Consider the following 13073-nt stretch of genomic DNA (forward strand, 5'->3'; position numbering starts at 1 on the left):
GGGCAAACAGGGCTCGGAGAGACGGAGCTGCCAAACGGAGTGTGGCGAGCGGGATTTAGGAACTACGCTTTGTATGTGGAGAATCCAACAACGAAGGGAGGCATATCATTTTTCCGATCGCGGCCCTGAAGGCCGAAGGAGACCACCATGTCCATACCGATGACCCTGCGGGAGTACCTTAGAGCCTGCGATATCGACTACGAGGAGCTCAAGCATCCCCGTGAAGTCAGTACCAGTCGCATCGCCGAGAAGGCGCATATAACCGGCGACCAGCTCGCCAAGGCCGTCATGCTCCATTGCGACTCCGGCTACCGGGTCGCCGTGCTGCCGAGCACCTGTGACGCCGACCTGGAGAGCCTGTCGAAATTGTTCAACGAAAACGTCGAACTCGCCTCGGAAGAGGAGATAGTGCGCCGCTTCAGCGACTGCGACCCTGGCGCGACGACGCCTGTCGGCCAGGCCTACGGGCTCCAGGTCTATGTCGATGACATGCTGCGCTATCAGTCGGATATCTATTTCGAAGCCGGCGATCACGAGACGCTGCTGCACATGAGCGGCAGGGAGTTCGATCGCCTGATGGGCGATAGCCCCCATGGCCAGTTCAGTCGCCACCACTAGGAAAACACTGCAAGAAGTCTGCGCCTGCGATTCCCTGGCGCGGCCGCGCTTCCAACCACGCTGTTTTGACTCCCCCCGGGCCACGATAGCGCCTATCGTCCGGGGGGGAGTATGGGCTCCCGCTGCCTCAGCGTCGGGCCATCACCTCCAGCGCCCTGGCCAGGCCTTCGGTGACCCTGGCCATGGTCTCGTAGTCGAGCCGATCGGGGGTGTCCGTCGGGCCGTGGTAGTGAGGGTTACGAAAGTTGGCGGTATCGGTGACCATCATCGCCGGGTAGCCCATTTCCCAGAATGCCCAGTGATCCGAGCGGCGTATATCGCGGATCAGCTCCGGGGCAGCCAGCCCTTCCGAGGGCACATGGGCACTCTTCCGGAACGCCCCGATGGCCTTGCGCACCAGTGATCGGGAGTCGAGGTTGCCGATAAAGGCCACGAAGTCGCCCCGCGCCGGATAGAAGTGCCCGAGCAATGGCGGATGGTACTGGCTGCCGGGGGTATCGGTGTAATAACCCAACATCTCCAGCGCTATCATGCCGGTAATGTCCATGCCCTCCTCGCGCGCCTGGCGGGCATAGCGCAGGCTGCCCATGGCATCGGTACCGAAGAAGGGCATCTCTTCGTTGGCGAAGGCAACCAGGTGCAAGGATCGATCAAGCGGCACATCCTGAAGAAGACGCGCCAGTTCGAGCAGGACCGCCACGCCGGAGGCGTTATCATCGGCACCCGGGCTGCCCCGCACTGTGTCGTAGTGGGCACCGACGACCAGCACCTCGGACGCCTGACGTCCCCCCGGAATCCGCACCTCGACGTTATGGAACGTCCGGTTGCCGGCCGGCACGGCGTGGCGAAGGGGCTCATGGCCGGCCTCCTGGAAGACGTGCTCGATGTAGTCGGCCGACGCATGCAGGGCATCGGGACGCCAGTAGTGGCGCTCGCCAATCTCGCCAGCCAGCTGCAGGACATGGCCATGCAGCCGGTCGCGCAGCGCTTGCGTCTCTTCATCCAGCGCTGGTGGCTCGCCCCGAAAGGACGACCCCGGCATATGCAGTATCATCCAGTAACCCCCTCCTGACGACAGCAGGAGAAGCAACAGGAGCAACCCAAGTAGCATGCTCATGCGCAAGAGTAGGTTACGCTTCATGGCCGACCTCCTGTCCGCCTATCGCTATACCATTCGGGCCGGCTCGATGACCGATTCCCATCGACTCCCGACAGGGTCTCCCTCATGGTATACCCTATCGGCGAATCTCACTGGCTCGTGCAAGGAAAACGGACATGGACGAGACGATGGCCTCGGCACCACCGAGTATCCTCATCACCGGCTGCTCCAGCGGTATCGGCCACGCCGCCGCCCAGACCCTGGTGCAAAGGGGGTGGAGAGTCTTCGCGACCGCACGGCGGGAGCATCAGGTCGTTCGACTCCAGGAAGAGGGCTTCGAAGCACTGCTTCTGGACCTGGCCTGCAGCGATTCGATTGGGGCCGCCGTCGACGAAATCCTGAGGCGAACCGGTGGCCGTCTCGATGCGCTGTTCAACAATGGCGCCTACGGCCAGCCGGGTGCGGTGGAGGATCTCTCCCGCGCCGTGCTGCGTGAGCAGCTGGAAACCAACCTGCTCGGCACCCACGAGCTGACGACGCGCATCATTCCGGTGATGCGTGACCAGGGCAGCGGACGCATCGTGCAGAACAGCTCGGTTCTTGGCTTTTCCGCCCTGCCCTACCGCGGCGCCTATGTCTGCTCGAAGTTTGCCCTGGAAGGTTTGACCGACACCCTGCGCCAGGAGCTTTACGGTACCGGCATTCATGTCAGCCTGCTGCAACCCGGCCCCATCGCCAGCCGCTTCCGCGAGAACGCCTATCGCGCCTTTCGCGACAACATAACGGCCGCGACGAGCCATCATGCCGTCACCTACTGCGCCCTTGAGGCCCGCCTTGCCGGGGAAGGGCCATCGGCCCCCTTCACGCTCGAAGCCGATGCGGTGATTCGCAAGCTGGTTCATGCCCTGGAGAGCCGGCGGCCCAAGGCCCGTTACCACATTACGGTGCCGACCCACCTGTTTGCCGCCCTCAAGCGTATCCTGTCCACACGGGGCATGGACCGGGTCCTGCTGCGGGCGACACGTGGGGAACGGGAAACGTGAGTCCATCACCCGTGGGGCCACACGGCCCCACAAGCCTGAGTCCTACAACAAGAGTGCCGTCATAACGCCGTCAGGGAGTTTCAACATGTTCAAATCCGTATGGGTGCTGGGTCATTTCCGAGGCATTCGGCTTGAAATCCATGTCAGCTGGCTGATCATCTTCGCGCTGGTGATGGTCAGCATGACCACCGGCCTTCAGCAGCAGTACCCGGACTGGACCACCGCGGATGCCGCCGTTACCGCCTTCGTCACAGTACTGGTCTTCTTCGCCTCCATCCTGGCCCATGAGCTGGGCCATAGCCTGGTGGCGATCCGGCGCGGCGTGCCGGTTACCGCCATTACCCTGTTCATCTTCGGCGGCATGGCGCAAATGAGTCGTGACCCGGAGCAGGCCAACGACGAATTCTGGATTGCCGTCGCCGGGCCTGCGGTCAGCTTTGCGCTGGCCTTTCTGTTCGGCGTCCTGGCTGGCGTGACCGCGGGCTGGTACGAACCGATCCCCGTGGCGCTTGGCTGGCTGTCGATGATCAACCTGGTCGTGGCGATCTTCAACCTGATTCCCGGCTTCCCCCTGGATGGAGGGCGGGTACTTCGCGCCCTGGTCTGGAAGGTCACGGGAAGCACTCAGCGGGGCAACGAGACAGCCATCGCCAGCGGCCGCTTCCTGGCCTATGGGCTGTTTGGCCTGGCCCTATGGAATATGCTGGTCATGGGCAATCTGGTCGGCGGGCTGTGGATCATGCTGATCGCCTGGTTCCTGCTCACCATGAACCACGCCCAGAGTCGCATGTACGTCCTCCGCGATCGCCTGGCGGGTGTCCGCGCCCAGGACCTGGCCGACACCGATATACCTTCGTTGCTGCAGGCCGACCCATCGAGGCGTGGCTGCGAGAGCAGGTGCTGACCTCCGGCCGGCGCGCCTTCCTGGTGGGAAGCCCCAATCAGGTGCTGGGCCTGGTCTCGCTGAGCGACACGCGACGCCTACCCCAGGAGCAATGGGGCTCAACGCCGGTGAGCGAGATCATGACGCCGGCAGACAAGCTTCACCATGTCGCCCCCGATGCCAAGGCCGACGACATCCTGCAGCTGATGAACGAGCACAGCCTTAACCAGGTGCCGGTCATGGCACGGGGTCGCGCCAGCGGCTGGATCGACCGCCAGCGGCTGCTACGAATGATCGAGCTCCACCTCGAAGTGAAGGGTTGACCGCCTGCCCACCTGATCTGCTGGCTCGCAGCAGCAGGTTGCGCGGGGTCAGCTCACGATCACAGAAGATGCCGAGTTCGGCATCGAAACCCGACTCCGTCAGCAGTGTCATGCGGTCCAGGGCCAGCCACACCTCCAGCGGGCGCCGAAACAGATGGCGCACCAGCTCCAGGCGCTTCACCCGGAACTGGCGTCGCCAACCGGCTTCCTCGAAGCCGGCCCAGTCAACGCCAGAAGGGACCGATAGGCCCTTCTGTTCCGCCGCCCAGTGGCAGAACCCGGCAAAATCATCGGGCATGCGCCCATAGGCCAGGCTGGGCACGGGCAAATAGGCATCGATTCCACGCACCTGACGCTGCCATTCATCAAAGCCCAGCCGCCAGGCGTTGGCGCGCTCCCGGCTTCGCTGAACCCCGCCTGGCGCTGTTACGGTCTCCTGGACCGCCATTGCCAGGTCTTCCCGGGAGAACGCCAGCTGATGAGTCTCGCTCAGCGCCCTGGCGCGACGGGAGAGCGGTCGATAGGCCGTGTCGCGGGTGCGCTGGTAACAACAGGGCGCCAGGGTCACCGAACTGCCCGTTTCTGCGGCAAGTTCGAGCAGACGCACATGCAGATCACCACAGGCATGCAGGGCCGCGATGTGGGTCTGCGCGGTCAGCGGCGGCCCCTGGTCCAAGGCCATCACGTCCTGCTGACGCATGTCCACCGGCACACCTTGCCGCTCCGCCAACTGGCGACCCTCGTCACACAGGGCGGCCTGCCACTCCAGAGCGGTGACGTCGACGGCATGCCGCCGTGCCAGTGTGCGGGCCAGGTGGCCCTTGCCGGCACACCACTCCACCAGCGATTCCCCGGTCCCGGGGCGTACCTGTTCGACGAAGGCCTCGATCTGGCGCCACTTGCGCCCACCCACATGCTGGCCCCATTCGGAGGGCAGAGAGACCACTGGCGCGGGCAGTGTCGGCAGGTCAACCAGCGCCTCCAGCGCCGCCACCGGCAGCCACTCGGCCAGCGGCGAGGCATGGAAGGGGGAGGCCTGCAACCGAACCACGTCTTGCTCACTCAACCCCAGCAGGGCATCGCCGAGTGCTGCAAAATCGTCGGGCCAGGGCAGGTGACGATACTGAAACGGCAGCGGACGCCACAGCGGCTGCCAGCGGGCGAGCAGCCCGGTGAGGCGGGCGAGGCGATGGTTATCCGGCAGCGTCGACTCCCCTTGTCCAGGCTCAAACAATGGCTAGTACTCAATACGGGAAGCGGTGATATCGAACGCCACGGCGATATCGATCCCCTCTTCCAGGCTCGGCGCGTCACCCAGGGCCTCCTGCAAGGCCAGGACACCCTCCACCCTGCCAACCACCCGCGCGACGCCACCCTCCACCGCGAAGGTACCCAGGGTCATCCGCACATCGGCCCCTTCCGAGGTGTAGACGGGCGGCATCGCCGAGGTACCGATCAGGTTGAGCACGTCGTAATGGAGCAGTTCCCCGTCCTTGAGTGCCATGCTGATAGAGAGTGAATCCCGACTTCGCCTGCCGTCGGGGTCGGCGAAGCCGACGATGTCGATCAGGAATTCACCGTCGCCGACATCGGTAAAGGTGGCACTGCTCTCATTGTCCTGGCGCAGGATATACCACTCCCGCTCGTTGCCATCGAGCTCGCCTTCCAGGCGCTCCGCCATGGCCGGTATCGGCCAGAGCCCTGCGACCAGGATCATACCGAATGCTATCGCTGGCCATTGTCTCATGCGCTCCCCCTTGCCCGAATAGGCCCCCTGGGCCATCGCGGCCATCAGGGTTCACTATGCAATACGCTCTTATCCGTTCTACCGGAGATGAACCCGCCAGACGATGGCTATGCCAGCAGATGAGGCTCTAGCCATTGACGCAGCTGTGGCCCCTGCAGCAAACCGGGCTGACGTGCCACCTCCTGGCCACCCCGGAAAACAATCAGGGTGGGAATACTGCGAATGCCGAAACGGCCGGCCAACGCCTGCTGGGCTTCGGTATCCAGCTTGGCAAACCGCATCCGCGGCTCGAGCTCCCTCGCCGCCTCGGCGAAAATCGGTGCCATCGCCTTGCAGGGGCCGCACCAGCTCGCCCAGAAGTCCACCACGACCGGCATTTCGCTACGCTCGACCATGGCACGAAAATTCTCCTGGGTCAGCTCGACCGGCTCGCCGGTAAATAGCCGGCTCTTGCAACTGCCGCAGGTCGGGCCATCGCCCAGGCGCGCCTGGCTGACGCGGTTGACGGCGCCGCAACTGGGGCAGCCAAGAATGGTGGAAGCGGACATGAAGGGCTCCTTGATAGCGGGATTGCCTACAAGATGACGCCAGAGCCCACGTCCATCAAGGGTTTCCGACAAGCAGTCGCACCACTCCCTGCGCTGGAGTGATAAGGTTGACCTGCCAGCCACCTTTGCGACATCCACCGGAGGGTTGTGAGAAATGAGCAGAGCCTATGTCGTGGGAAACGTCACCATCAGGGATGCCGAAAAGTGGGCGCAATACGTCGCCGAGGTTCCCGCCACCCTCACGCCATGGGGCGGGGAGATCCTGCTGCGTGGCAGGCAGGCGGCTCTGCTGGCGGGCCAGGCGCCGCATCGCAACCTGGTGGTGCTCTCCTTTCCCGACCTGGACTCGATAAACCGGTGGTACGCCTCTGCCGCTTATCAGGCGCTGATTCCGCTGCGCGACGACGCCGCAACGGTCGACCTGGCCGCCTATGAGGCCTGAGTGTTATCGTCTGCGCTCCACTGATTTCGCAGGGACATTCCATGTCACAGAAGATTTTCTGCACCGCCAGTTTCCGACCCAAGCCCGGCAAGGAGAAGGCTGTGTTCAAGGCGCTCCAGGCGCTCGAGCCCAATGCCCATCGGAAGATGCCTGCCTGCTCTATACCGTCACCCGCCAGATCGACAGCCCCTTTGCCCAGGGCGAGAGCTTCCCCATCGTCTTCCATGAGATCTGGGCCAACCGTGAAGCCTTCGAGGCACACTGCCAGCGCAGCGAGATCCAGCAGTTCTTCCAGTCACAGGTTGAATCCCCTGACGGCGATGTCGAGGCGGCCAATGTCTGCGTCTACACCGACGAACCGATCGATTTCGATGCTCCCCAGCTTTAACGCTGACCCGCGCACTTTCGCGGAACGGGTGGGAGCCGCGGCTCTCACCATGGTATAACCCTGCCAGCATACCGTCAGCCTTCAAGGAGATCCCCATGGGGCGCCTGTTCTCTCTTATCGTGATCGTGGGCCTGGCCTATGGTGGGCTCTACCTCTACTACGGCATGGCGATGAAGCAGGTCATCGAACAGCAGATCGACGACCGCGGCCTCACCGCACTGGAGGTGCAGAGTATTCACTATGGCCCGCTGGCGCCTGTCAGCTCGGATGCAAGGATCACGGCCACCGTGAACTACCGCGGCGCCGAGGCTACGCTGGATATCCGGATCATCGGCCACCCGATCTTTTCGGAGGAGCTCCGGGTCGAGCTTGATGGACTCCAGGCACTGCGGCTTCGGATTGGAGGCGGTCAGTGAAGACACTGGCAATACCGGCCCACCGGTAGCGCCGGCGGGCGTGTCACCATGTTAGGATTGACCCTCCTTTCATCGGCAAGATGCCAACTTTGGAGAGTACAACATGGCAAGGGCAACCGCGCGTCATATTCTGGTAAGCAGCGAAGAGAAGTGTGAGGCCCTCAAGGCGGAGATCGAGGGCGGGCGCGATTTCGCCGAGGTAGCAAAGGAGAACTCCTCCTGCCCCTCCGGTGCCCAGGGCGGCGATCTGGGCAGCTTCGGTCCGGGCCAGATGGTCCGCGAATTTGACGAGGTCGTCTTCTCCGGCGAACTGAACACGGTTCACGGCCCGGTGAAGACCCAGTTCGGCTACCACCTGCTGGAAGTCACCAGCCGCAGTTGAGCCCGTATCGGGACGGGAAGAAGCCGCACGTGCCCGTCACGGCGGCTTTTCTCGTTCCACGCCCTGTGCCGGGTGACATCTCGCGTTACGATGGTGCCCATTGATTCGTTCTCTAACGGAAACAGGGATATGACCCTATCATTCAACCAGCTGCCCAAGGCCAGGGCGGAAACGGCCGCAAGCCTGGGACAGACGACCGCCACCGGCTCACCGATGATCCGGGTGGCGCAGCTCGACAAGGTCTTCGAGGGCGGTTTTCAGGCGTTGAAGAACGTCAGCCTGGAGATCCAGCGCGGCGAGATCTTCGCCCTGCTCGGCCCCAACGGCGCGGGCAAGACCACCTTGATCAGCGTGATCTGCGGACTGGTGCGAGCCAGCAGCGGCAGCGTCAGCGTCGATGGTCATGACAACGTGGCCGACTACCGCAAGGCACGGGCCATGATCGGCCTGGTACCGCAGGAGCTGACCAACGAGGCCTTCACCACTGTATGGGATACGGTGAGCTTCAGTCGCGGGTTGTTTGGCAAGCCACGCGACCCGGCGCATATCGAGTCCGTGCTGCGCGCACTGACCCTCTGGGAGAAGCGCAATAACCGCCTGCTGGAACTCTCCGGTGGCATGAAGCGGCGGGTGCTGATCGCCAAGGCACTCGCCCATGAGCCCAAGGTCCTGTTTCTCGACGAGCCCACCGCCGGCGTCGACGTGGAGCTGCGCCGCGAAATGTGGGAGGTGGTTCGGCAGCTACGCGACCAGGGGGTCACCATCATCCTCACCACCCACTACATCGAGGAAGCGGAGGAGATGGCCGACCGTATCGGCGTGATCCTGCGTGGAGAGCTGGTGCTGGTAGAAGAGAAGGCGGCGCTGATGCGCCAGCTGGGCCGCAAGGAGCTGACCCTGCACCTGGATCAGCCGCTCGATGACGTGCCTGCGGCACTGGCCGGCCACGACCTGGCATTGACGGAGGAGGGTCATGCACTGGTCTACACCTATGACGTGACACGACAGGAGGAAGGCACCGGCATCGCCGGCCTGCTCGCCGACCTGGAAGCCACCGGTATCCGGGTCAAGGATCTCCACACCCGGCAGAGTTCGCTGGAGGAAATTTTCGTCAGCCTGGTCAGGGAGAGAACATGAACCTGCAGTCCGTCAAGACCATCTACCTGGCCGAGATGGCGCGAAGCCTGCGTACCGTACTCCAGAGCATCGTCTCGCCGGTGGTATCCACCTCCCTCTATTTCGTGGTCTTCGGTGCGGCCATCGGCTCGCGCATCAGCGAAGTGGACGGCGTCAGCTATGGCGCCTTCATCGTGCCCGGGCTGATCATGCTGATGCTGCTGACCCAGAGCGTCTCCACCGCTTCGTTCGGCATCTTCTTCCCGCGCTTCTCGGGCTCGATCTACGAGATTCTCTCGGCCCCCATCTCTTACCTGGAGATCGTCCTGGGCTTCGTCGGTGCGGCGGCCACCAAGTCGCTGATCCTGGGCCTGATCGTGCTCGGCACGGCACGGCTGTTCGTGCCGTTTACCATCCAGTATCCGCTGGTCATGCTGCTGTTCCTGGTGCTCACTGCGCTGACCTTCAGCCTGCTCGGCTTCATCATCGGGATCTGGGCAGACGGCTTCGAGAAGCTGCAGCTCGTACCGCTGCTGGTGGTTACGCCGCTGACCTTCCTCGGTGGCACCTTCTACTCCATCGACATGCTGCCTCCCTTCTGGCAGACGGTGACGCTGCTCAACCCGGTGGTCTATCTGGTCAGCGGCTTTCGCTGGAGTTTCTACGGTACCGGCGATGTCAGCATCTGGGCCAGCGTGTTCATGATCATGGCATTCCTTGGCATCTCGCTGGCGGTGGTGAACTGGATATTCAAGACCGGCTATCGATTGAAGCCGTAACTGGCGTTGTTGCCTGTACTGCCTTGCCACCGTGTAATCTTGTGTATCGAACGCGCACAGGAGTGACTGGTAAAGCGGTTGACTCGCGTCCATGCTTTGGAGGTACAACGAGACGGCTCCTCCAGGAACCGGTGCCGTGGAAAACAGACGAAAACAATAACCGGAAGGACCCTGGCCCTGCGATGAGACCGAAGCGTGCCTCCTTTCCAAGGAATGAGCCGATGGCTGCTGGCAACACCGAATCCAGGGAGGCGCCCCTTCTCGACTGGCGAGCCGAGTTCCAGGATTCGACGCTGGAAGCCTTATATCGCCGCACCATGCTGGCGCAGGACGCCCGGCAGCTTATGCTCGCCCTGTGTGCGATCTCGGGCATCTTCTTCATCTTCAGCCTGGCCGACCTCGCCCTGCTCGGCTTCAACGGCGAGTTCCTCGCTCTGCTGGCCATTCGTGCGTTCGTTGCCCTTTCCTGCTTGTCGCTGGCGCTGGCGGTCAAGCTGCAGCCGGCCTTGGTCCATCAAAGCTTGCCGGTGAACCTGGCCTACTTCGTCGGCATCAGTGGTCTACTGCTCACCATACCCCTTCACCCTGGCACAGGCGGCCTGCATATCGCCACCATGGTGGTGGCCTGCACGACGCTCTACCTGCTAATGCCCAGCCGGCTGCCCTGGATTCTTGCCTGGAATGCCTATCTCGTCCTCGCTTTGCCATCGCGCTCGGTTACCGGCCCGATATACCGCCTGCCATGCTCGCCAGCGGCCTGCTACTGCTCGGCTTCGCCAACCTGCTGGGCTGGGTGACACTCACTCGGCTCAACCGTCTCCAGCGCAGGCAATTCGCCCTGTTGATCGAGGAACGGAACATCAATCGCCAGCTGCAAGCCGAGATCGATGAACGCCGCCTGCTCGAACAGCAGCTGCGTGTCATGGCCAGTACCGATCACCTGACCGGCATCGCCAACCGCCGCCATTTCTTCGAGCTGGCCGAGCGGGAATTGAACCGTACCAAGCGCGAGGGGACGCCGCTTGCCATCTGCATGGTCGACATCGACCTGTTCAAGGAGCTCAACGATCATCATGGCCATGCGGTGGGCGATCTGGTCCTGGCCACCATCGCCTCCTGCTGCGCGTCGGTACTGCGTGACACGGACATCATCGGTCGTTACGGCGGCGAGGAGTTCATCATCGCGCTACCCCAAGCCGACACCACCACCGCCACCCTCATCGCCGAGCGGCTACGCCGGAAAGTGTCCGGACTGTCCCTGCCCATGCTGGGCGATACGCCCATGCTATCGGTCACGGTAGGCATCAGCCATGTGGCTGAGGATGACATGACGCTGGACCCGGCCATGCTCCGCGCCGACGAGGCACTCTATGAAGCAAGGCACAGGGCCGCAACCGTGTCGTGGTGGCCGACGCCCCTTCATCCCGGGCCGCCGTCGAAGCCTGAGCCCCCTGCCGAGCCCACCGTCGGGTTGAACTCAGCCCCGGGGCGGGTATCATCGCTTTCCCGCCCTTTTTCCCGGACCTTTCATGCCGATACTGCATAGCATCATCCACCGCATCGCCAAGGCATCCGGCGAGCAGCCGACCACCCTGCAGCCGGCGCCTGCCGAAGCGACAGCATCGGATACCCTGGAAGACCTCCTGGCCGGCTTCAACGATGCCTACCACGCCAAGCCCAAGGCCTGGGGTCACTTCAAGAGCGCACAGGACGTGGAGGATGCGCAGGCGCTGCGATTCCCACGGGAGCTGACGGGATACCTGGACGGCCAAAGCGACTTTGCCGCCTTCACCCGTGACGTGGCAGAGCGCATCGCCGAACTGCTCGATGCGCACCTTTCGGTCTCGGGGCACCTGCTGTTCGTCGATTATCAGCAGGGTGACACCCGCTACCTGAGCCTGGCGCTGCTCCATCATCGCGGGGGCTATGCCATCGACAACGCCCACAGCGTGATAGCGTCAGCACAGCTAAACCTGGCCCAGATGAGTCTGGCGGCGCGGATCAACCTCAGCCAGTGGCGCAGCGACTCCCCTTCCCGGCAATATCTCTCCTGGACCCGGGACCGCGGGGGCAAGAAGCTGGCCGAGGGCTTTGCCGAACTGCTCGGCGCCACAGAGGGCGTGGACGCCACCGGCGAGACCCGTACCCTGCTGAAGGCCTTCAGCGACTTTGTGGAACAGGAAGACTTTGCCGAGGAGCAGAGCCGGGAGAAGACGGACGTGCTCCTCGATTATGCCAACGAGCAGGCACGCAGCGGCGAACCCATGACCCTCGAAGCACTCTCGGAACTGCTCGATGAGCAGCAGCCGAAGGCCTTCTTCGACCATATTCGCAATGCCGACTACGGACTCTCCCCCGAGATTCCCCCCGACAAGCGAACCCTCAGCCAGTTTCGTCGCTTCACCGGGCGCTCCAACGGCGTCTCGATCAGCTTCGACTCGCACCTGCTCGGCTCCAGCATCGAATACGACGAGACTCAGGACCGGCTCATCATCAAGAAAGTCCCCAGCGGACTGAGGGAGCAGCTCAAGGAGCGGCAGGGATAAGCTGGTTGGCCGCTTCCGCTGCCATCAGCCACTCCCTGAAGACCTGCTGACCGCGCCGCTCCAGATCCGGCCCCAGCAACCGGGCCTGCTGGCGGATCTCTACCGGATCAACGTCGGCCCCCGCCAGTTCAACGGCATGACCGATCAGCCACTGCTCGATTCGCCCCGCGTCGGCCTCGAGATGGAACTGCAGCCCCAGCACGGTATCGCCCAAGGAGAAGGCCTGGTGGGCACAGTCGTGGCTATAGGCCAGGCGCACGGCACCGGGTGGCGTCTCGAACATGTCGCCATGCCAGTGCAATACGGTATCCGGATTGCCGATATGGCGCAGCGGACCTTCCAGCCCATCACGGGTCAGGCTGACATCAGCGAAGCCGATCTCCTTCTCCGGCATGGGAAACACCCTTCCGCCCAGGGCGCGGGCGATCAACTGCGCCCCCAGGCAGATCCCGAGCAGCGGTCGACCTGAGTCGAGTCGGTGACGAATGGCGTCGAGTTCGGCGCCCAGGAAGGGGTAGAGCGCCTCGTCGTTGGCACCGACCGGCGCTCCCAGCACCACCATCAGCTCGGGGCTCTCCACATCCAGTGCTTCCAGGGCATCGGGGCCCAGCATCCCTGGATCCAGGTAGCGAATCCGGTAACCCAGCTCCTCCAGCACCGGTTCGAAGACTCCCAGGTCCTCGAAGGCCAGGTGGCGAATGGCAACGACACTCTTCATGGGCAAGAAACTCCTTTTTCTGTCC

17 protein-coding genes and 1 pseudogene are annotated in these 13073 nt (G+C 63.3%); 13 read left to right on the plus strand and 5 right to left on the minus strand.

What is annotated here, in order from left to right; all coding sequences use genetic code 11:
• Positions 1–147 precede the first annotated feature (147 nt).
• Positions 148–618, plus strand: coding sequence for an aminoacyl-tRNA deacylase (locus Q427_RS27260; RefSeq protein WP_043518693.1), 471 nt, complete (start codon positions 148–150; stop codon positions 616–618).
• A 127-nt stretch (positions 619–745) separates the two neighbouring features.
• Here Q427_RS27260 and Q427_RS27265 read toward each other — a convergent pair whose 3' ends face one another.
• Positions 746–1759, minus strand: coding sequence for a M28 family peptidase (locus Q427_RS27265; protein WP_051496767.1), 1014 nt, complete (start codon positions 1757–1759; stop codon positions 746–748).
• Between the two features lie 134 nt (positions 1760–1893).
• Between Q427_RS27265 and Q427_RS27270 the strand changes: the two genes are divergently transcribed.
• The 3 genes from Q427_RS27270 (at position 1894) to Q427_RS32870 (ending at position 3966) form a co-directional block, all read left to right on the plus strand.
• A complete protein-coding gene (locus tag Q427_RS27270; RefSeq protein ID WP_043518695.1) occupies positions 1894–2760 on the plus strand; it encodes an SDR family NAD(P)-dependent oxidoreductase in 867 nt (288 codons plus the stop codon).
• Positions 2761–2845: 85 nt separating this feature from the next.
• Entirely contained in the window at positions 2846–3664 is an 819-nt protein-coding gene (locus tag Q427_RS27275) for a site-2 protease family protein (RefSeq protein WP_197030843.1), read from the plus strand.
• Positions 3658–3966: a CBS domain-containing protein gene (locus Q427_RS32870; RefSeq protein ID WP_197030844.1), complete on the plus strand. Its 309-nt coding sequence runs from the start codon at positions 3658–3660 to the stop codon at positions 3964–3966. Before Q427_RS27275 ends, Q427_RS32870 begins: the two co-directional genes overlap by 7 nt.
• On the opposite strand, the gene Q427_RS27280 is transcribed toward Q427_RS32870, so the two are convergent.
• The 3 genes from Q427_RS27280 to trxC form a co-directional block, all read right to left on the minus strand.
• Positions 3881–5200: a methyltransferase gene (locus Q427_RS27280; RefSeq protein ID WP_231613954.1), complete on the minus strand. Its 1320-nt coding sequence runs from the start codon at positions 5198–5200 to the stop codon at positions 3881–3883. The genes Q427_RS32870 and Q427_RS27280 overlap by 86 nt on opposite strands.
• A gap of 3 nt (positions 5201–5203) precedes the next feature.
• On the minus strand, positions 5204–5758 hold the full coding sequence (locus Q427_RS27285) for a hypothetical protein (RefSeq protein ID WP_051496768.1): 555 nt from the start codon (positions 5756–5758) through the stop codon (positions 5204–5206).
• Between the two features lie 62 nt (positions 5759–5820).
• Positions 5821–6261: a thioredoxin TrxC gene (trxC, locus tag Q427_RS27290; RefSeq protein ID WP_043518696.1), complete on the minus strand. Its 441-nt coding sequence runs from the start codon at positions 6259–6261 to the stop codon at positions 5821–5823.
• A 154-nt stretch (positions 6262–6415) separates the two neighbouring features.
• Here trxC and Q427_RS27295 point away from each other — a divergent pair, with 154 nt between their 5' ends.
• The 9 genes and pseudogenes from Q427_RS27295 to yejK all read left to right on the plus strand — a co-directional run bounded on the left by Q427_RS27295 (position 6416) and on the right by yejK (position 12330).
• Entirely contained in the window at positions 6416–6703 is a 288-nt protein-coding gene (locus tag Q427_RS27295) for a DUF1330 domain-containing protein (protein ID WP_043518697.1), read from the plus strand.
• 41 nt (positions 6704–6744) lie between these two features.
• A pseudogene (locus tag Q427_RS27300) lies at positions 6745–7091 on the plus strand (putative quinol monooxygenase).
• A 95-nt stretch (positions 7092–7186) separates the two neighbouring features.
• Positions 7187–7507 (plus strand): hypothetical protein, encoded by a 321-nt coding sequence (locus Q427_RS27305; protein WP_043518698.1) that lies wholly within the window; start codon positions 7187–7189, stop codon positions 7505–7507.
• Between the two features lie 103 nt (positions 7508–7610).
• Positions 7611–7889, plus strand: a complete 279-nt coding sequence (locus Q427_RS27310; RefSeq protein ID WP_043518699.1) for a peptidylprolyl isomerase — start codon at positions 7611–7613, stop codon at positions 7887–7889.
• A 213-nt stretch (positions 7890–8102) separates the two neighbouring features.
• Positions 8103–9026, plus strand: coding sequence for an ABC transporter ATP-binding protein (locus Q427_RS27315; RefSeq protein WP_043518721.1), 924 nt, complete (start codon positions 8103–8105; stop codon positions 9024–9026).
• Positions 9023–9784: an ABC transporter permease gene (locus tag Q427_RS27320; protein ID WP_043518700.1), complete on the plus strand. Its 762-nt coding sequence runs from the start codon at positions 9023–9025 to the stop codon at positions 9782–9784. Before Q427_RS27315 ends, Q427_RS27320 begins: the two co-directional genes overlap by 4 nt.
• A gap of 221 nt (positions 9785–10005) precedes the next feature.
• Complete coding sequence (locus tag Q427_RS29485) at positions 10006–10581, plus strand: hypothetical protein (protein ID WP_051496769.1); 576 nt, start codon at positions 10006–10008, stop codon at positions 10579–10581.
• The gene (locus Q427_RS29490; protein ID WP_051496770.1) at positions 10527–11330 is read left to right on the plus strand and encodes a GGDEF domain-containing protein; all 804 of its coding nucleotides are present in this window, start codon (positions 10527–10529) and stop codon (positions 11328–11330) included. Before Q427_RS29485 ends, Q427_RS29490 begins: the two co-directional genes overlap by 55 nt.
• Entirely contained in the window at positions 11314–12330 is a 1017-nt protein-coding gene (gene yejK / locus Q427_RS27330) for a nucleoid-associated protein YejK (protein WP_043518702.1), read from the plus strand. Before Q427_RS29490 ends, yejK begins: the two co-directional genes overlap by 17 nt.
• Here the strand turns inward: yejK and Q427_RS27335 are convergent.
• Complete coding sequence (locus tag Q427_RS27335; protein ID WP_043518704.1) at positions 12311–13048, minus strand: glutamine amidotransferase; 738 nt, start codon at positions 13046–13048, stop codon at positions 12311–12313. The two genes, yejK and Q427_RS27335, sit on opposite strands and share 20 nt — an antisense overlap.
• Between the last annotated feature and the right edge of the window lie 25 nt (positions 13049–13073).

The sequence above is a fragment of the Halomonas sp. BC04 genome (genome assembly GCF_000568385.1).